Annotated in this window: 18 protein-coding genes; 12 read left to right on the top strand and 6 right to left on the bottom strand. The window is 60.6% G+C overall.

Annotation, left to right across the window (positions count from 1 at the left end):
- Nucleotides 1-156 precede the first annotated feature (156 nt).
- Nucleotides 157-1,068 carry a LysR family transcriptional regulator gene (locus tag FBZ99_RS06840; RefSeq protein ID WP_095435644.1) on the top strand — a complete coding sequence of 304 codons (912 nt, stop codon included), beginning with the start codon at nucleotides 157-159 and terminating at the stop codon, nucleotides 1,066-1,068.
- A 55-nt stretch (nucleotides 1,069-1,123) separates the two neighbouring features.
- On the opposite strand, the gene FBZ99_RS06835 is transcribed toward FBZ99_RS06840, so the two are convergent.
- Nucleotides 1,124-1,582 (bottom strand): carboxymuconolactone decarboxylase family protein, encoded by a 459-nt coding sequence (locus tag FBZ99_RS06835; RefSeq protein ID WP_113330284.1) that lies wholly within the window; start codon nucleotides 1,580-1,582, stop codon nucleotides 1,124-1,126.
- A 134-nt stretch (nucleotides 1,583-1,716) separates the two neighbouring features.
- On the opposite strand from FBZ99_RS06835, the gene FBZ99_RS06830 reads away from it, so the two are divergent.
- Complete coding sequence (locus FBZ99_RS06830) at nucleotides 1,717-2,601, top strand: sigma-70 family RNA polymerase sigma factor (protein WP_145632106.1); 885 nt, start codon at nucleotides 1,717-1,719, stop codon at nucleotides 2,599-2,601.
- A 2-nt stretch (nucleotides 2,602-2,603) separates the two neighbouring features.
- On the opposite strand, the gene FBZ99_RS06825 is transcribed toward FBZ99_RS06830, so the two are convergent.
- Nucleotides 2,604-3,365 carry an AraC family transcriptional regulator gene (locus tag FBZ99_RS06825; RefSeq protein WP_145632104.1) on the bottom strand — a complete coding sequence of 254 codons (762 nt, stop codon included), beginning with the start codon at nucleotides 3,363-3,365 and terminating at the stop codon, nucleotides 2,604-2,606.
- Between the two features lie 137 nt (nucleotides 3,366-3,502).
- On the opposite strand from FBZ99_RS06825, the gene FBZ99_RS06820 reads away from it, so the two are divergent.
- The 7 genes from FBZ99_RS06820 (at nucleotide 3,503) to FBZ99_RS06790 (ending at nucleotide 10,622) form a co-directional block, all read left to right on the top strand.
- On the top strand, nucleotides 3,503-4,450 hold the full coding sequence (locus tag FBZ99_RS06820) for a DMT family transporter (protein ID WP_145632102.1): 948 nt from the start codon (nucleotides 3,503-3,505) through the stop codon (nucleotides 4,448-4,450).
- Nucleotides 4,451-4,531: 81 nt separating this feature from the next.
- Nucleotides 4,532-5,248, top strand: coding sequence for a GntR family transcriptional regulator (locus tag FBZ99_RS06815; RefSeq protein WP_145632100.1), 717 nt, complete (start codon nucleotides 4,532-4,534; stop codon nucleotides 5,246-5,248).
- Between the two features lie 101 nt (nucleotides 5,249-5,349).
- Nucleotides 5,350-6,630 carry a cysteine desulfurase-like protein gene (locus tag FBZ99_RS06810; RefSeq protein ID WP_145632097.1) on the top strand — a complete coding sequence of 427 codons (1,281 nt, stop codon included), beginning with the start codon at nucleotides 5,350-5,352 and terminating at the stop codon, nucleotides 6,628-6,630.
- A 168-nt stretch (nucleotides 6,631-6,798) separates the two neighbouring features.
- The gene (locus FBZ99_RS06805; protein WP_145632791.1) at nucleotides 6,799-7,581 is read left to right on the top strand and encodes an HpcH/HpaI aldolase family protein; all 783 of its coding nucleotides are present in this window, start codon (nucleotides 6,799-6,801) and stop codon (nucleotides 7,579-7,581) included.
- A 188-nt stretch (nucleotides 7,582-7,769) separates the two neighbouring features.
- Nucleotides 7,770-8,975, top strand: a complete 1,206-nt coding sequence (locus FBZ99_RS06800) for a pyridoxal phosphate-dependent aminotransferase (protein WP_246661082.1) — start codon at nucleotides 7,770-7,772, stop codon at nucleotides 8,973-8,975.
- An 81-nt stretch (nucleotides 8,976-9,056) separates the two neighbouring features.
- The gene (locus tag FBZ99_RS06795; RefSeq protein ID WP_145632095.1) at nucleotides 9,057-9,854 is read left to right on the top strand and encodes an ABC transporter substrate-binding protein; all 798 of its coding nucleotides are present in this window, start codon (nucleotides 9,057-9,059) and stop codon (nucleotides 9,852-9,854) included.
- Nucleotides 9,855-9,947: 93 nt separating this feature from the next.
- Entirely contained in the window at nucleotides 9,948-10,622 is a 675-nt protein-coding gene (locus FBZ99_RS06790; RefSeq protein ID WP_113330292.1) for an amino acid ABC transporter permease, read from the top strand.
- 9 nt (nucleotides 10,623-10,631) lie between these two features.
- Here the strand turns inward: FBZ99_RS06790 and FBZ99_RS06785 are convergent, their stop codons facing one another.
- Both FBZ99_RS06785 and FBZ99_RS06780 read right to left on the bottom strand, forming a co-directional pair.
- Entirely contained in the window at nucleotides 10,632-11,147 is a 516-nt protein-coding gene (locus tag FBZ99_RS06785; RefSeq protein ID WP_145632093.1) for a MarR family winged helix-turn-helix transcriptional regulator, read from the bottom strand.
- Nucleotides 11,148-11,244: 97 nt separating this feature from the next.
- Complete coding sequence (locus tag FBZ99_RS06780; protein ID WP_113330293.1) at nucleotides 11,245-12,816, bottom strand: phytoene desaturase family protein; 1,572 nt, start codon at nucleotides 12,814-12,816, stop codon at nucleotides 11,245-11,247.
- Between the two features lie 393 nt (nucleotides 12,817-13,209).
- Between FBZ99_RS06780 and FBZ99_RS06775 the strand changes: the two genes are divergently transcribed.
- From FBZ99_RS06775 to FBZ99_RS06765, 3 genes are all read left to right on the top strand, one after another.
- Nucleotides 13,210-13,992 (top strand): cyclase family protein, encoded by a 783-nt coding sequence (locus FBZ99_RS06775; RefSeq protein ID WP_113330294.1) that lies wholly within the window; start codon nucleotides 13,210-13,212, stop codon nucleotides 13,990-13,992.
- 71 nt (nucleotides 13,993-14,063) lie between these two features.
- Nucleotides 14,064-15,653 carry a phytoene desaturase family protein gene (locus FBZ99_RS06770; RefSeq protein WP_145632091.1) on the top strand — a complete coding sequence of 530 codons (1,590 nt, stop codon included), beginning with the start codon at nucleotides 14,064-14,066 and terminating at the stop codon, nucleotides 15,651-15,653.
- Nucleotides 15,654-15,680: 27 nt separating this feature from the next.
- Complete coding sequence (locus tag FBZ99_RS06765; RefSeq protein WP_113231756.1) at nucleotides 15,681-16,187, top strand: MarR family winged helix-turn-helix transcriptional regulator; 507 nt, start codon at nucleotides 15,681-15,683, stop codon at nucleotides 16,185-16,187.
- Between the two features lie 30 nt (nucleotides 16,188-16,217).
- On the opposite strand, the gene FBZ99_RS06760 is transcribed toward FBZ99_RS06765, so the two are convergent.
- Nucleotides 16,218-17,528, bottom strand: coding sequence for an MFS transporter (locus tag FBZ99_RS06760; RefSeq protein ID WP_145632089.1), 1,311 nt, complete (start codon nucleotides 17,526-17,528; stop codon nucleotides 16,218-16,220).
- A 63-nt stretch (nucleotides 17,529-17,591) separates the two neighbouring features.
- Nucleotides 17,592-19,151 (bottom strand): indolepyruvate oxidoreductase subunit beta family protein, encoded by a 1,560-nt coding sequence (locus FBZ99_RS06755; RefSeq protein ID WP_145632087.1) that lies wholly within the window; start codon nucleotides 19,149-19,151, stop codon nucleotides 17,592-17,594.
- Between the last annotated feature and the right edge of the window lie 5 nt (nucleotides 19,152-19,156).

Genomic DNA, 19,156 nt, shown 5'->3' with positions numbered 1-19,156 from the left:
GAAATGCGGTCTTTGGCGCCCCCATGCCGCATTGCAACAACTTACGAAACAACATATTGTTATTCCGCTTCGAGAATAAGTAGCCTATATTCGATCAGACTATTCACCATTACAAACAATCGACCTCTTTTTCATCGGGTCGAGGGACATCATGGAATGGACCAGTTATCAGCAATGCGGGCATTCGCGCGTGTGGTGGAGACGGGCAATTTTACCCGCGCCGCAGCCGCCCTCTCCATGCCGAAAGCGACGGTGACGACGCTCATCCAGTCGCTGGAGGCGCATTTGCACGCGAAACTCCTCAACCGTACGACCCGACGCGTCATGGTGACGACGGATGGCGCACTCTATTACGAGCGGGCGATTCAGATCCTCTCCGAGATTGAGGAACTGGACGGCAGCATCAGCAATTCGCAGAGCCTGCCAAGCGGCCGCCTGCGCGTGGAAATGGCCGGCGCCTTCGCCGAAAAGATCGTCATGCCGGCGCTTTGCGATTTCCACCAGCGATATCCGGATATTCATATAGACCTCGGCGTCGGCGACCGATTGGTCGACTATCTGGCCGAGAATGTCGATTGCGCATTGCGAGCCGGCATGCCGAGCGACCAGTCGCTGATCGCCCGTCGTGTCGGCGAGATCCATCTCGTCACCTGCGCCGCTCCGCTTTACATCGAGAAGCACGGCATCCCGGAACGGCCGGAGGAGTTGGAAACCAGTCACTACGCGGTCAGCTATTTCCGTGCGCAAACCGGCCGCACGATTCCTTTCCTCTTCGAGCGCGGCAACGAGTCGTTGGAAATCACTCCGCGCTACATCCTCTCGGTCAATGACAGCCGCAGCTATTTGCAAGCAGCCATGACCGGTCTCGGCATCGCGCAGGTTCCAAGCTTCATGGCGCGGGACGCCCTTGCCAAGGGCGACCTCGTGCCGGTCCTCTCCGGCTGGACTCGGCCGACATTGCCCATGCACATCGTTTATCCGCCCAACCGGCATCTGAGCAACAAGGTGCGCGTTTTCGTCGACTGGCTGGCGAAATTGCTGGCAACCTCGCGGGTCGGCGAAGCTTGAGAGGCAGACCACCTTCTTCACTCTTTCGGAAGAAGGTGGCGCCGATTGCGAACAATCAGTTCCAGGAAGCACCAGCCTGCTGGCGGACCGTTGAGTTCAAGCGATTCCAGACGTTGTCGATCGCAATCGCGACGATGAGGGCAGAGAGCGCCTTTTCGTCGTAGTGTCTTGCGGCCTCGTTCCAGATTTCATCGGTGACGGCATCCGGCCGGTCGGCAAGTCGGGTGACCGCTTCTCCGAGCGCCAGAGCCGCGCGTTCGGCATCGGAAAAATAAGGCATTTCGCGCCACGCGGAGACACCGACGATGCGCTCCATGGTCTCGCCATCTTTCTGCAGCTTGCGAAAGCCCATGTCGGTGCAGACGCTGCAGCCATTGATCTGGCTGACCCGCAGATGCACGAGATCCATGATGTTTTCCGACAAGCCGCGATCTTTAATCGAATTGCTGACGGCCAAGAGCGCCTGCAAGGTTTCGGGCAGAACGAGGACTGGGTTCTTCATACGAGCTTGCATAATTCTTTCCTCTGATTGTGAGAGCCCTGTTGCGGCTCATCTTCCGACGATGCATTTTCCCGCCGATCCGATGTCACACCGGCGGGATTTCGTTCGTCATGGGTTTGACGGAGCAGAATGAGGAGATGTGACCGATGGACGAAAAAAAGTGGCAGGCCGAAAAATTCGAAGCGAACCGGCCGCATCTGCGCGCCGTCGCTTACCGCATGCTCGGCTCGCGCACGGAGGCCGAAGATGCAGTGCAGGAAGCATGGCTGCGCCTGATGAGGAGCGATAGGTCTGACGTCGAAAATCTGAGCGGCTGGCTGACAACAGTCACGGCGCGTATCTGCCTCGATCTGCTGCGAGCTCGCAAATCCCGCCGCGAGGAGCAGCTGACGATCCATGCTCCCGAGCCGATGGTGGCGCCTGAGGCAGGAAACGGCATCGACCCGGAACAGGATGCCTTGCTGGCAGACTCCGTCGGCCTCGCTCTTCTGGTCGTCTTGGAAAAACTGAACCCGGCCGAGCGGCTCGCCTTCGTCCTGCACGATATGTTCGACGTCCCTTTCGATGACATTGCCCCGATTCTGGGGCGCACGACGGTCGCGACACGCCAGCTTGCGAGCCGCGCCCGCCGCCGTGTGCAGAATACGCCATCAACAACGGAGGCTGACCTTACCCGCCAGCGCCACGTCGTCGATGCCTTCTTCACAGCCTCGCGTGACGGCGACCTGCAGGCGCTGCTCGCCGTCCTCGATCCCCAAGCCATCTTCAGGCCGGATGTGGTTGCCGCCCGCACGGGGGCGGCCGGCGAAATCCGCGGGCGCGTGGATGTCGCCAAGACCTTCCAGGGCCGTGCGCGGGGAGCGCGGCTGGCGGTCATCAACGGCGCGGTGGGTGCCATCGTTGTCATCGACGGACAGCTGCGCATCGCTCTTCGTTGCACCTTCAATGCAGATGGCATGATTACCGTCATCGACGCGATGGCCGATCCGGAAGAACTGCGCAAGCTGGAGATCGTTTTGATTGAAACCTGAAATTAGCGCATCTGTGTCGGGCTTGTGCCAGTCAGTCTGCGAAACATGGCGATGAAGGCCGACGCATTGCCGTAACCCAACTGCGCTGCAATCCGATACACGGGCTCACCGGCCTCGATCATCGACAGCGCGGCAACGAGCTTCAATCGCTGCCGCCACTCGTTGAAGGAAAGGCCTAGATCCACCTGGCACCGGCGCGACAGCGTACGCTCGGTCGTCCCCATCCGGCGCGCCCATTCCGTCAGGGAATGCCGGTCGCCGGGATCGGCCTGCAATGCGCTCAGGACTGGACCGAGCAGCGGATCGTCGGAAAGCGGCAGATAGCTCTCGCAGCGCGGCGCCAGGCGAATCTGATCGACCAGAACCTGTGCAAGCCTGAGATCTTCGGCCGTTTCCGGTATGGTGACCTCGCGGGCCGCGAAATCCGCCAGAATCGCCTTCAACAGCGAGCTGATGCTGAGCGTGGAAGGTTTGTCCGGCAGGTCGGCGCAAAGGGCGCGTTCGATATAGACGGTCACATAGCGCAGATCGTGCTGGTTATAAGCACCGTGCATCGTATCCGGCGGCAGCCAGATGGCATAATGTGGCGGCGACAAATAGCGTCTGCCTTGAATATCGAAGTCGCAGACGCCGATAAGCGCATAATTGAGCTCGCCCCAGGGCTGGCTCTTTTTTGGAAAGACCGTACCCGCCCGATAGTTCTCGGTTCGGAAGGAAACCGGGTTCGGCGGATCGCCCTCGATGCGTGGAGGCCTGCTGGACATGTCCTCATTTCACTACCACTTGTCTTAATCTCGTTATATACCGGAATTCGGACAAGCGGTACAAGACCTTCGGGACGGCGAGCCCTATCCGCCTTCCTTTGTTTCGCCAGAAGCCAGAAGACGCAGAGACTATTCATATGAGCACCGAGCAGAATGCTTCCGCATCCATAATAAGCACCGCCGGGCTCGCGCCCCTGCTGACGGTGCTCATCTGGTCCGGCAATACCGTTGTCACCAAGGCATCCGCCGGCGTGATATCTCCAGGTTCCATCTCTTTCTACCGCTGGCTGCTCGCATTCATCGTCCTCCTGCCCTTCGTCGGCCGGGCGGCATGGCGCAACCGCGCGCTGATACGCGAGTACTGGCTAAAGCTTGCCGTTCTCGGCGCACTCGGCATGGTGATCTACCAGAGCCTTGCCTATGAGGCAGCTAAGACGACTTCCGCCGTCAACATGGGCGTCATTGTTGCTCTGATGCCGTTGCTGTCGACGTTTTTCGCAAGCCTGCTGGCCGCTGAAAAACTGACTGCGACAAGCCTTATGGGCGGCAGCATTTCATTGATCGGACTCGTCTATTTGACATCGCAGGGCGATCCGATGCGTCTTGCGAATGGCGGATTCCATATCGGCGATGGCCTGATGATCGTTGCCGTCCTTTCGAATGCGCTTTATGGCGTGATGCTGAGACGGTGGGCGATGCCGTTTCCGATGTGGCAGCAGCTTTTCTGGCAGATCGGCTTTTCAACCCTGTTGCTGATCCCGATCTTCCTGATGGGCGATATCTCGCCGATCACCACGGCCAACCTGCCGCTGATCCTCTATGCCGCGATCCCGACCTCTCTCCTCGCGCCCCTCTGCTGGATGATCGGCATTCAGAGGCTCGGAGCAGGCCGGACGTCGCTGCTGATCAATCTCCTGCCAATCGTCGTTGCAGTGCTGGCCTGGGCGCTGCTTGGAGAACAACTGTATTCCTATCACGCTATCGGCGGGGCACTCGCCCTCATCGGCGTTGGGCTCGGCTTACACAAGCCTCGGACGAAGAATGGCCCGGCCGATGACGAAGGCTGGGAGACCGAGGAAGCCTGACCGCCGCTCAGAGAACCCTTTCCTTCCGCCCACCCTTCGTTCTACCATGAACGAGTCCCGAAAGACGGAGAGGAAACAAGCGTGCGCATAGCCCTGGAACCGGTGTCCTCCAGAACGACGATCCAGGAGAGCGTCTATCAGCAGCTGCGAAACGCGCTGATGGCAGGCAATTTCGATCCCGGCCAGACGCTGACCATCGCCTCGCTCGCCGAAACCTTCGGCACCAGCAATATGCCGGTGCGCGAAGCCCTGCGCCGGCTGGCGGCCGAAAATGCGCTTGAGATTGCCGCCAATGGCTCGGCCCGCATCCCTATCGTCACGCTTGCCCGCCTGGACGATCTCTGCCGCGCCCGCATCGCCGTGGAAGGGCTCGCCGCCGAGCTCGGCATCCCGAACCTGACCCCTACAGATATCGCCGCACTGGAACGCATCGCCGGCGAGCAGCATGTGATCGGCCTCGGCGCCAACATCTACGACCTGATGGCCAAGAACCAGCAGTTCCACTTCACCATCTACCGCGCCTCTGGCTCCGAGGTACTGCTGCAGCTGATCGAGACCTTATGGCTGCGTTTCGGCCCCTATATGCGCATGCTCTCAGCCTCCGTCGAACCTTTGATGCGCAGCGGCGAGCTTGACCCTGCCGGCGAGCATGTTGCCATCGTCAAGGCGTTGAAGGCGGGAGACTTCGCCGCAGCTCGCGACGGCGTCGTCGCCGATATTAGACGCACCCACGAAATCCTGCAGGATTATTGCCCGACCACGCAGGACGAGCCGCGCAAAGGCTCCGGCCGCCGCTAAGCTTGCTAGAAGAGAATCAGAAATTTGGTTGAACCTTAAAGTATTTTGTGATCAAATGATCAAAATTGAGGTTCCAATCCCAACATCCAGAGCGAGATCCCATGAGCTCCGCCGCTTCCGCATCGCAATTCGCCGCTCACAACAGCTTCCCGGTCGACGAGGTTCGTGCCATGTTCCCCGCCATCCGGAAGGCGGGCGATTTCGTCTTTCTCGATAATGCGGGCGGCGCGCAGGTGCCGCAGTCTGTCGTCGATGCTGTTGCCAATCACCTCATCGATTTCAACGTCCAGCGCATGGCGAAATACCAGCACAGCCAGGGTGTCGACCGCAATCTGGAAGAAGCCCGCGAAAGCGTCGCCATGCTGGTCAATGCCTATCGCCCGGAAGAAATCTCCTTCGGCCAGAACGCCACCTCCTTCATCCGTCTTGTCAGCCTCGGCATTGCCAAGCTGCTCGGCGAACGCAACGAGATCGTCGTCACCGACATGGATCACGATGCCAACATCGCAACCTGGATGGCGCTGGAGGCCGATGGCGCCAAGATCGTCTGGTGGCGCATGCGCGAGGACGGCACACTGCATGTGGAAGATCTGAAGCCGCTGCTGAACGACAAGACCCGCCTCGTCGCCTGTACCGTCACCGCGCATTCCATCGGCACGATCGTCGATGTCGCAGCCGTCTGCAAACTGGCACAGGCAGCCGGCGCCGAAACCTTCCTCGATTGCGTCCATTACGGCCCGCATGGCCTGATCGACGTGCAGGCCTGGGGTTGCGACTATCTCGTCTGCTCCGGCTACAAGAATTTCTCGCCGCATATGGGCTTCCTCTGGGGCCGCTACGACGCGCTGGTCAAGCTTCCCACATTCAAGGAAGACTTCATTCCGGACGTCCCGCCCTATAAGATCGAGGTCGGCACCTTCACCTATGAGAACGTCGCTGGCATGAACGCGGCGGTCAAATATCTCGAAGCGCTCGGCCGTCGGTTCCTGCCTGATGGCAACCACAGCCGTCGCGAGGCGCTCGCCGCCGCCATGGGCGCAATCCGCCAATACGAACAGATGCTGTCGCGCGAGATGATTGCCGTGTTGAAGCGCCACGGTGCCACCATCTACGGCATCTCCGACGAGAACCGCCTGGAGCAACGCGTTCCCACGATCTGCTTCAACATGCCGGGCATCACGCCGCAGGAATTCGCAGACGAGATGGGCAAGCAGCGCATCGGCCTGCGTGACGGCCACATGTTCGCACCACGCCTGATGAAGCGCCTTGGCTTGTCCATGGAAACGGGTGCCATCCGCGTGTCGCTGGTGCATTATAACAAGGTCGAAGAGATCGCGCGGTTCGACGCGGTCCTGACCGAGATCATGGCGCGTCGCAAGTAAGCCGTGCCTCAGAGCGGTGGCGGCGCCCGAACAACTCCGCCACCGCAATGCTTCCGTGCCGCTGCTTGATGGCACGAAAAGCTGTTCTGAACGCAGAACAGATTGCCGTTTCGCAGTTGTATCTTTCGGTCTATCCCTCGTCGGGAGACCGCTAAAATGAGGATGACGATGAGCGATTTCCGCCGGAACTGTATCGAGCAGAAGCTGCTGATTGGTACGTTTGCGGCTATTCCGCATCCGGTCGCCATCGAAGTCACGGCAGCCTCCGGCATCGATTTCCTCTGCATCGACTGGGAGCATTCGCAGATCAGCCGCGAACGCATCGAGGATCTGATCCGCGCCGCCGATGTCCATCGCGTTCCCGCCATGGTCCGCGTGCCCGGCCATACGGCTGAGGATATCGCAACCGTCCTGGATGCCGGCGCTGCAGGCGTTCTCGTGCCGCGCGTTTCAACGGCGGAACAGGCGCGCGCCGCCGTCAAGGCCACCCGCTATCCCCCGCTCGGTGCCCGTGGCGTCGGCCCGGGTCGTGCAGCCGCCTATGGCTACCGCATTCCGGACTATCTCGCGAAAGCCAATGAAGAACTGCTGCTTGCGATCCAGGTCGAGACGGCCGAGGGGCTTGCCAATATAGCCGAGATCGTCGCCGTTGACGGCGTCGACCTCATCTTCATCGGCCCCGGCGATCTCTCCGTTTCGATCGACGCCATGGGACCAACCGGCAAGGACAGGCTCGATGCGGCGATCAGAACCATCACCGAAACCACTTTGGCCGCCGGCCGCGCAGTCGGCATCTTCCGCCCCTCGCCCGATGATATCGGCGCATGGTTCGAAGCCGGTATCAGCTTCTTCATTCTCGCGAGCGACACGATGTTTCTCGGCGCCAGTCTGGCCGCCGGTGTCGATGCCGCGAAACAGGTCAAGCATATGAAGGAGACGAAAGAAAGATGATCTCTTTCAGAGTGTTACCACTTCGAGGGGCAATAGAAAATCGAGCAAGACGCCAGACTTTTTAAGCTTAAAATTTGTCCTTGAAATACGACGGCTTTTGGATAACCATTCGAAATTGAGGGGTTGCTCAAGTGAAAGCTGCCGCAGCCGTTTGAACCCTCCAATACAGAATTCCCAGGGGAAATTTCTTGTCTCTACCGCAGCATAACCTGCCGAACGCGATGACGGGCCGCGATGCTCTTGAAGGCATTCGCGCCCAGATCCGCGACATGCGCACCGACAATATCGCCGTGCTCGCCAAGCGCGCCCGCGAACTCGGCGGCGTCATTCCGCTCTGGTTCGGCGAAGGCGATATCGTGACGCCGGAGTTCATCCGCGATGCTGCGAAGAAAGCGCTCGACGACGGCGCAACTTTCTACGTTCCGAATATGCGCGGGTTGGCGACGCTGAACGAAGCCTTATCCGACTATCAGACGCATTGGCACGGCCGCCCCATCCCGATCGAACGCACGACGGTCGCCCCCGGCGGCATGCAGGCGCTCTACATGGCGCTTGAACTGCTCGTCGATGTCGGCACCAATGTCGTCTATGTCGCGCCGCAATGGCCGAACATCCATAACGCCATCCATCTGATCGGCGGCGAGCCCCGCGCTGTGTCACTCGATTTCGATACCGATTGGCGCCTCGATCTCGACAAGCTTTTTGCCCGTTGCGATGCCCGCACCCGCGCCATCTTCCTGTCGACGCCCTCCAACCCCACGGGCTGGACAGCGTCGCGCGAGGAAATGCAGGCACTGCTGGATTTCAGCCGCCGCACCGGCATCTGGATCATTTCCGATGAGGTCTATGCCCGCCTCTATTTCGATGGCGACATTGCCCCTTCGATCCTGCAAGTGGCCGAGGATGGCGATCGCGTCATCGCGATCAACAGCTTCTCGAAAGCCTGGGCGATGACCGGCTGGCGCGTCGGCTGGCTGACACACCCATCTGCCGTTGCCGACCAGCTTGGCGCCATGACGCAGTATATCAACAGCGGCACCTCGGCCATGGTTCAGGCCGGTGCCGCCGCCGCCCTTCGTGAAGGCGAGCCGCTGGTTTCAGAAATCCGCGGGCGCATCAAGACGGGCCTCGATCTAGCCTATGAGAAGCTGCCGAAAATACCCGGCATTATCCTGCCGGAAAAGCCGCGCGGCGGCATGTATGCCTTCTTCGCACTGCAGGGCGAGCCCGACGCAACGGCGCTGTGCGAGCGCATTCTTGAAACGGCCCGCGTCGGCCTGGCGCCTGGATATCACTTTGGCGAGGCATCACGCGCGTTCCTGCGCATGTGCACATTCCGCGACACCGAACAGATGCGCATCGCGCTCGATCGCATGGTCAACACCATGACATGATACGGCCGCCGGTCGGGCGGACGGAATACCCCGCGGGTGAGAGGAAAAGCCCGCAGCCATAACCAGAGGGAGACCAAGAAAATGCCCATTACTCGTCGCAGTCTGCTGGTCCTCGCGACCGCCGTCGGCCTGGCCGGCGGAAGCCACTTCGCCTATGCCGCCGATGTGCTGAACGTCGGCTCCTATCCCAACAACCCGCCCTTCGAATACAAGACCGCGAATGGCAGCTTCGAAGGCTTCGAGGTCGACATCGTCAACGAAGCGGCCAAGCGCGCCGGCATGACCACTAATATCGCCGACTACGGCTTTCAGGCCCTGTTTGCGGCAACCAGTTCCAAGCGCATCGACGTGGCGATCTCGTCCATCACGATTACGCCGGAACGCCTGAAGTCGCAGTCCTTCACCCAGCCCTATTACGACTCCGATATGGGCGTCGCCGCCAAGGATGGCAGCGCGATCAAGGCGCTTGCCGATCTCAAGGGCAAAACTATCGGCGTACTTTCGGGTTCCACGGGTGAAAAATGGGCCAACGACAACAAGGCCGCGCAGGGTTTTGCCGACGTCAAGGGCTACAACTCGCAGCAGGACATGTTCCTTGATCTCGGCGCAGGCCGCATCGACGCCGTCGTCAGCGACATCCCGGGCATGCAGTATCTCTTCGTCAAGACCAAGGGCTTCGCCATCAAGGATCGCATCAAGACCGGCGAACAATACGGCCTGATGATGACCAAGGATTCGCCACTCGTCGCCAAGATCAACGATGCGATCACCGCGATGAAGAAGGACGGCACGCTGGATAAGATCCACGAGAAGTGGTTCGGCAGCAAAGCGCCTGCGGGCTCCTCCACCGTGACCGAACTGCCGATCCCCAAAGCGTGATCAAAAGATCATTATTGAAATGAGACTGCGCCGGTCGCGACGACCGGCGTGGATGCAGGAAACCTCGTCTTCGTTTCGCACGCGGGAGTGCCAATGTCTTTCGTCGATACCTTCTTCAATTCCGACGTCATGATCTCGGCCTTCCCGCAGCTGCTACGCGGGCTTTGGATGACCATCGCCCTCGGCGTGGTCAGCATCCTGATCGGCGTCACCGGCGGCCTCGTCGTCAGCCTGGTGCGCCTCTATGCCCCCAAGCCGCTGCAGCTCCTGATGATCGCCTATATCGACATCATGCGCGCCATGCCGATGCTGGTCGTGCTGATCCTGATCTATTACGCGCTACCCTTCGTCGGCATCAGCTTTTCCGCATGGTGGTCGGCGATCCTCGGCTTCTCGATCGTGCTGGCCGCCTACTCGGCCGAAGTCTTCCGCTCAGGAATCGAAAGCGTGCCGCGCGGCCAGTTCGAGGCGGCCGCCGCTCTCGGCATTCCCTTCCTGATCACGCTCTACAAGGTCGTGCTGCCGCAAGCGGTCCGCATCGTCATCCCACCGACGACGAGCAATTGCGTATCGATGTTCAAGGATACGTCGCTTGCTTCGACCGTGGCTTTGCCGGAACTGCTGAAAGAAGGGCAGAACGCCCAAGGCTTCTACGCCAACCCATCGCCGCTGATCATGGCCGCGCTGATCTACATCATCCTGCTCTGGCCGATGGTCCGCCTCGTCAGCGTGCTTGAAAAGAAGTTCAAGAGCGAACGTGCCAGATAAGGGCCAGCATCAATCGAAATCGACACCTGAAAGATGATTGCTGACGGATGATTTCACCGCACCGATATCCTGCCACAGCTCGCTAACGATTGCGGGCTCCACATCTGCCATCATGTCGCGCAGCCAGCCTTCATGAGCGGCAGCCATGGCGCTGAATTGGGTCTCGCCCTTCGCCGTGAGCTTGGCGACCGTCACGCGCCGGTCGCCATCGGGCGTCACGCGCTGCACGAGGCCATCCGCTTCCAGCCGTTCGACCAGTCCGGTGACATTGCCGTTGGTGACCATGGTGCGCTTCGAAAGCTCCCCGAGCCGCAGACCCTCCCGCTCGCGATAAAGCTGCGCCATCAGGTCGAATTGCGGCAAGGTCGCGCCGAACTCGTTGCGCAGCCGGCGACGAATTTCCTGCGAGATCAGCTTCGTCGTCGAAAGCATGCGCAGCCAGAGCCGCAGCTCCAGTTTTTTGCCTTCCTGCGCTCCCTGAACAATGATCTCCAGGTCAACGGTTGCACTCTCGGACTCTGTCATGACGTCGCCTCGGCCTATCATTCCGCATCATCAATCTAAGCGATCTAGGGGACGATATTTGAAATGTCAAAGGTTTGGCCGTCAAGTCGCATAACTGTCACTTTGCCAGCATTTTCCCCAGCATGAAGCCGGAGCCGGCGCCGGTTCCGGCGCCCGGCCATGTCGAAGCCCCGCACATGTAAAGCGATGCCACGGGCGTCCTGTATCGCGAATAGCCGGCAACGGGGCGGAACAGGAAATTCTGGTCGAGATGATGACTGCCCGAGAGATTGTCGCCGCCGACGAGGTTCGGGTTCTCGCGTTCGAGATCGACGGGCGAAAAGACTGAACGGCCAAGTATCTTGCCATGCAAGCCTGGGGCATAGCGCTCGATGATATCGAGGACACGCTCGGCATAGGCATCCTTGATCTCGTCCCAGCTTGTGCCGGTGATCTCGCCGGCGGCATCGCCGCGGAATTCCGCCGGCAGGACACGCACCTGTATCCAGAGCACATGCTGTCCGGCCGGCGCGCGCGACGGGTCGATGGCCGTCGGCTGCCCGATCACGAGCGCAGGCTCCGCCGGCAGAAGCCCGCCCATCGCCTCGGCATAGACGCGCGACATCATTTCGAGATCCGGCGCGATATGCACATAGGCGAAATTCTGCAGCGCCTGGCCTGCCGTCCAATGCGGAAGGCCAGACAGCGCCAGATGGATCATCATCGTGCCGGGTCCGGCCCGGAAGCGGGACACCTTGCCGTCGAACTCCCGGCGTGACGGGTCCTGGTCCAGAAGCTTACCGAACAGGATCTGCGGATGGACATTGGCGATAACGGCCCGCTTCGCCTCGTACCGGCGCCCGTCGGCGAGAACAACACCGGTTGCCCTGCCGCCCGACGTGACGATCTTGTCGACGCGCGTACCCAGCATCAGCTCACCGCCCTTGCTCGTCAGCACGGCCGCCATTGCCTTGATGATCGTATCGGCTCCGCCCTTGCCGATCACCATGCCGAAGGCCTGATTGGCCATGGATTCGAGATAGGGAAACAGCGCACCGCCGGCGACATCGGGCGCAAAGTCGAGATGCAGCCCCCAGGCGGCCATCATCGTCTTGAGCTTGGTATTCTGGAAACGGGCATCGAGAAAATCGCGCGGCGAGGCAAAGAGCATACGCGCGGTGTCATAAATCCAGCCCATTCCCTTTTCGCGCCAAGCCTTCCAGACAACCCTGGCGGCGGCCAGGGATGGCATGGGCGAGCCGAGCAGGCCGAAAATATGCGGGGCATCCGCACCGAACGTAGAGAGCATATTGCGCCAGGCTGCAGCATCCTGCGGTGAGATATCGGCGATGGCGCCAGCGGTCTTTTCCAGATCGGTGCTGACGCCGAGATAGGTGTTGTCGCGAAACACGCTAGCGAAACAATCCGCTGCAGGTATGAAGTCCAGCCCTTCGGCCGAAAGCTCGTTCTTATATTGCGCAAAGAAGGCCGAGCCGGCAAACATGGAGAGATTCATGGCACAAAGATCATGCCGGAAGCCGGGCAGCGTCACCTCACGAGTCTTGACGGCACCGCCAGGCTCTGCATTTCCCTCGATGACGGCAACCTTCCAGCCCTTGGCGGCCAAATGCACCGCCGCCGCCAGGCCATTGTGGCCGGCCCCGACTATGATCGCATCGTAGCTCATCATCTGCCCCTTTTTGGTTTGTGATTATTATTATCACATGCATACATTTTGAGTTTTAAGCTTCAAGTATCTGTTGGCGCGAGTCACAAGAGGCAAAAGCAACCAATGATGGTGTTTTGCCGAATTACCTAGAAGAATTCCGTTTTACTTCAGCAGTTTACAAACTCATGACGGCCGCTGATCTCAGGCCAAAATTGGCTCCGCGAACCCCAGCGGAATGCTTGCAATATCATATATTGTGACATAGGCTCCCCTTATTCCGCCGCCGCGCGGAGCCGGTGCCAGGAGGAAAGGCACCCCACGCCTGGCGATACCAACTTCATGCCTGATCCTGAACAAAAGACCCACAAAAAGGCTCTTTGCATGGATCATGCAACAACAAGGGGAACGCAAAATATGACAGCCACCACACTCGCCAGCCTCGCCTCGGCCCTTCTTTCGGGCTCCGTCAAGGTCGTCGATCTCACCGCGCCGCTCGGTCCGGATACTCCGGTGCTCTACCTGCCGCCACAGTTCGGCAAGAACACGCCGAACGTCAAGGTCCATACGATCTCGGAATACAATCAGGACGGCCCCTTCTGGGCCTGGAACTGGCTGGAGCTCGGCGAGCATACCGGCACGCATTTCGACGCGCCCTGTCACTGGATCACCGGCAAGGACCATCCGAACAACACGACGGACACCATTCCGCCGCAGAATTTTGTGGCGCCGGTCAACGTCATCGACCGCTCCAAGGAAGCCGCCGCCAACCCCGATTATTTGCTGACGGTCGACAGCATCAAGGAATGGGAAGCCCAGAACGGCGCGATCGAAGCCGGCAGCTGGGTACTGCTGCGTACCGACTGGTACAAGCGTAACGGCTCGACCGAGACCTTCCTGAATGCCGATGAAAACGGCCCGCATTCCCCCGGCCCGACGGCCGAAGCGATCGAATATCTGCTCACCAAGGGCATTATCGGTTGGGGCCAGGAGACCATCGGCACCGATGCCGGTTCCGCCGGCGGCATGAACCCGCCTTTCCCGGCGCACAACCTCATGCACAAGGCCAATCGCTATGGCCTCGCCAGCCTCTCGAACCTCGACCAGCTTCCGGCCAAGGGCGCTGTTCTCATCGCTGCGCCGTTGAAGTTCGTCAAGGGCACCGGCTCGCCGGTTCGCGCACTGGCATTGATTGCATGATAGGCTGGAGAGGCAGGAGCCTGGGGCAGGCTCCTCCTTTCTGTTCATCTTGCCAGTGAGGGGCGGCAGCAATGGGCGATCATGACTACATCATCGTCGGCAGCGGCATAAATGCGCTCGTCGCAGCCGCCATGCTCGGCAAAAAGGGGCACAAGGTTCTTGTCCTTGAGCGCAACGACCGCATCGGCGGCTGCCTGCGCACCGAGGAGATCACCGAGCCCGGCTTCATCCACGACGTCATGGCAACGACCATGGTGCTTTTCCTCACTTCGCCGGCCTATGGCGCCATCGGCAAGGATCTCGAGGCACGAGGCCTGGAATTCGTCCATGCCGACCTCCCCACGGGCGTGCTGAGACCTGGCGGTTCGCATGTGATCTTTTCCAAGGACCGGCGGCGCAATATCGCCACCTTCGATGAACTGTCGCTCGGCGATGGGCAAACCTTCGCGCGCGAAATGGATGCGCTGGCCGCAGATGCGCCATTCCTGTTTTCGCTGCTCGGCGGTGCATTGTGGTCGGGATCGATGCTCAAGACCATCGGCAAGCAGGGCTGGAACCGTGGCCTGCGCAAGCTCGCTGCCTGGTTTGGCGATGCTTTGACGCCGGCACGCGGCTATCTCGAAACCAGCTACAGGTCCGAGGATATCCATGCGCTCTGGGCGCCGTGGGTGCTTCATTGCGGCCTTGGGCCCGAAAGCTCCTATTCCGCCGAAATGCTGAAGGTGATCGGCTTCGCATTGGAATTGGGCGGCGCGCCGATCGTCAAGGGTGGCGCCGAAAAACTGCTGACGGCCTTCGAACGGTTGATCACCGACAATGGCGGCGAGATTCGCGTGAGTGCCGATGTCGAGGCCATCATTCCGGACGCCAATCGCAGTGCCGATGGCATACGTCTTGCGAACGGCGAAACCTTGAGAGCAAAGGCCGGCGTAATCTGCTCGGTCACACCCAATCAGCTTTACGAGCGGCTGATGAAGGATTGGCCGGATCCGCTGCCGCCGGAGGTCAAATCAGGCGTTGCCAGTTACCGCTACGGCAAGGGCGATATGCAGATCCACTATGCGCTTTCCGAGCCGCCGCGCTGGAAGGCCAATGCCGAACTCGGCAAGGTGGCACTGCTGCACCTCACCCCCGGCCTCGACGGCGTCTCGCGCGCCGCCAACGAATGTGAGCGCGGGCTTCTGCCGGCCGAACCGACGGTCTGCGTCGGGCAGCCTGTCGCGCTTGATCCCAGCCGCGCACCAGAAGGAAAATCGATCCTCTGGCTGCAGCTTCCCGAAGCGCCGCGCCATATCAAAGGAGATGCCGCCGGCGAGATCGAAACGCCAAGGGACGGCCGCTGGACGGAAGAGGTGCGCGAGCGCTATGCCGACCGTATTGAGGCGCTTCTATCCAGCCATATCGAGAACTTCTCCGGCATAAAACTCGCGCGCCGCGCCTATTCTCCTGGCGATCTGGAGGCGATGAACATGAACCTTGTCGGCGGCGATCCCTACGGCGGCTATTGCGGCATCGACCAGCTTTTCATCTGGCGTCCTTTCAAGTCATCTGTTAACCACCGCACCCACATATCGGGCCTCTACCACATCGGCGCTTCGGCGCATCCCGGTGCAGGCCTTGGTGGGGGCTCCGGCTTCCTGCTCGCATCATCGCTGAAGTAACACGTTTCCGGAGGAGGAATTTCGTCGATGGAGGAACGGTTTTCAGGCACCATTTTGAGGCGCAAGCGGGATGAGAACGCGAAGCGCCCGACCATGGGCGAAATCGGCCTCAATCACTTCGCGCCCTATCTCATGAACAGGCTGATGGCGCGCTGGAACGCCAATCTTTCGGAAGAGCTGCGCGAATACGATATGACGACCGCCAAGATGCGGGCGCTCGCCGTCCTCAGCGTCTCGTCCAGCGTCACCATCAACGAGCTTTCCGTCTTCGCCGTGACCGAGCAATCGACGATGAGCCGCACCCTGGATTCGCTGGAGCAGCAGGGTTACATCCGCCGCCAGCCGCGGGCCGAAGACATGCGCATCCGCGATGTCTCCATCACCGAGGAGGGCCGCGCCGCCTTCGAAAAGGTGTGGCCGACCATGTACGACCTCTTCCTGCAGATGTTCGACGGCGTCGATGAAGCAGAATACCGCACCTTCATCTCGACCCTGCATAAGGTGCTGCACAATATCAGGAAGCACGAGATCTGAGCGGCCTGATAGATTCCGCTCCGGTTCGGATCACCGCCTGTTCGGTATCAACGCCGTTGCCAATGCCGCGATGGCGGCAACAATGGCGAAAATATAGAAATTCCATTCCGGGCCGACATTCAGGCTGGCGATGTATCCACCCATCAAGGGGCCGGAAAGCGCGCCGATGCGCGAAAAGCTCAGCGCCCAGCCGGTGCCGGCTGCCCGCACGAAAGGCTGCAGATAAGCGGCAAGATAGCCGGTGAGGATCAGCGATCCCGAAACCGTGCCGAAACCGGCAATGGCGACGACCGTGTAGTTCAGCCAGATGGATCCCTTGAAAGCGAGAAGCGCTATACCGACGGCGCCAAGCAGATAGGATAGCGTCACGGTCAACCGCACGCCAAAACGATCCGCCCATTGGCCAAGCACGATGCCGCCGATCGCCGAGGTGAAGCTGAAGACGGCGAGGAAGAGCAGGCTGTCGCCGAGATCATAACCACTCTTGCGCATGATCTGCGGCAGCCACTGGGCCAGCCCGTAGACGAGGAGCAACCCCATGAACAGTGCGATCCAGAAGCAGGCGGTGGCGAAGGCGTTTCTCGGCGAAAAGATCTCGCCCAACACTACGCGCCAGCCGAGGCCAGTTTCCCTGGGCGCGCTTCCCGCAGGGACGGGAACGCCAAGCCGGGCAGCAAGCCGCCTCGCATTCTCGCCTCGCCCCTTCGCAACGAGGAAATCAAGCGACTCGGGCAGCAACCATGCCATAATAGGCACGAACAATACCGGGAGCGCGCCGATAAGAACGACCGGCCGCCATCCATAATCCGGCAATAACCATCTACCGACGAGCGCAGCGGCAAACAGGCCCAGCGAATAGCCGGAATACATGATGCCGTAATTGAGATTCTTCTTCGCGGTCGGCGAATATTCGATGGTTAGCGCCGCCGCCAACGGAATGATGCCGCCGAGGCCAAGACCGGCGGCAAAACGGCTGACACCGAACCATGTTGGCGTCGGTGACCATGCGGTGACAGCCGTGCAGACGGCAAAAAGCGAAAGGCAGGCGAGAAACATCGGCTTGCGGCCGTAGAGATCGCTGAGCGTACCGACGACAATGCCACCGACAAGCATGCCGAAGACGGTGTAGCTGCCCATGGCCCCGAGCTGGAGCGGCGTGAGGTGCCAGACATTGTCGGTGGACAGCGCCGGCAGAATGGCGCCGAGAACGCCGACATCGTAGCCCTCCGCAAAGATCGCCAGCCAGCAGATGAGCACGACGACGAGGCTTCTGGCATGCGAGATCTCACCGCCGCGAGGACTTGAAAGGTCCTTCGCAGCGCCATTTCGAAGAGTGTCCATGCGACTGTTCCCTTTTGGAATTGTCGGTCTTGGCCGATATTATTTGCGTCCGGCGTGGTCGTGTCAGAGCGTCCCGACCGTTTTGAGCGCTCCGTCGAGCGCCGTACCCTTTTCGTCCAGAAGTGCAGCCTGCCGCAGCCGTCGCATCCACGCGGCTCCATCCTCGCGCTCGCGCAGGAGCGGCAGCGCCGACATGACGCGATCGAACTTGGAAAGACCGCGTGCATGCGTATCGGAATAGCCTTTGACGAGGCGGCGATTGCCGAGCACCTCGACGGCAAGATCGTAATTCGCAGCCAGCAGATTGGATGCGGCTGCCAGCCAGGCCTCGCGATGCTCCACCTCGCGCGCATGCCGCAGCGTGCCGCGACGGAAGCGCCGCAGCGCCGAGACCAAGTAGAGGCCGAGGAACCAAAACAGCGTAGCGGTCTGAACCCGGCGTCCCTTGTTGATGAAGCGGTCGAACCGGGCAAACAGGCGCGGCCGGCTTTCAATCCAGAGTCCCATACCCTTCGGCATCGTGCCGCAGACCTCATCCATGCGCGGATGCATGTATTCGGTCATGTAGACGATCTGGTCGTCCTTGGCGCCGACTTCCTTGCGCACGCGCTCGAAGCGCGAGCCACGCACCTTCAGATCGGCAACGCGTATGACGTCGTCATAAGCCATGGCGACTGCGACATATTTCGCCGCCTGCACGGTGAAGGCGAAATCCTTGTTCGCACCGCCGCCCTTGCGATCCAGCGCATGAAGTGCCGCGACGCGGCTCAGATACTCATCGGCATAGGCCGGATCCTGATAATCGGTCAGCTTCTTGACGCCTGCAAACAATAGCGGCCAGGCAACCTCCGGAAATTCGGAGCGGATGCGGTTGACGAGGCGATCCAGGGCCGGATGACCCGCCGTCTCAGGCAGCGCATCGAAATGCTTCGGCGGCGTTGCGGAAACCGCATCGCGCGGCTTCTCCTTGACCCGGTCGAAGGCGGCATTGAACGCTTTGAGGCTGGGCTCGATACCCTTGCCGCCGGCGCGGATCATCGCCTCGAAAGCCTGCTTGCCGAAGGGCAGCGCACCGGAGGCAGCCAAAGCGCCGAACATGGAAGCGGAAATCACGCTGCCGTTCCTGACGGCCATCGTTTCCATATCGAAGGCGATGGTGCGCTTGGCGGCGAAATCCGTGGCATCGACCACCACCTCGGCATTGCCGATGCCATCGCCCGGCTTTTCCTTTTCGGCAACCGCAAAGGAGCGATGCGTCGAGGCGATCAGTAGCGTCTTGTCCGGCGTGACTAAGCCGCGCAGCACGGAGCGGCCGGCTTCCATCAACTCGGCCGCCATGACGACATCGACATCGCCCGGCGTCGGCATCAGAGAGAAGATCGGCGCGTGGCCATCCTTCGCCGGCAGCATTTCAATATAATAGATCGTCGCGCCCGTCCGCTGGGCAACGCCGGGCACAGAGGTCGTCTGCGCCATCCAGCCTTCGGCTTCGGCAAGGCCGACGATCCAGTCGGCCAGGACACCGCCACCCTGCCCGCCCATGGCGAGAATGGCGAGCGACAGCGGCTTATCCGTAGAAAGCCTGGCAGCGCCGAGATCATTCATGCTCACATGTTCGTTCATCTCGC

Source organism: Rhizobium sp. ERR 1071, from assembly GCF_007828675.1.
GTDB classification, from domain to species: Bacteria; Pseudomonadota; Alphaproteobacteria; order Rhizobiales; family Rhizobiaceae; genus Rhizobium; species Rhizobium dioscoreae.
Note: the sequence above shows the minus strand (reverse complement) of the source record. Positions and strands in the feature narration are given on the sequence as shown.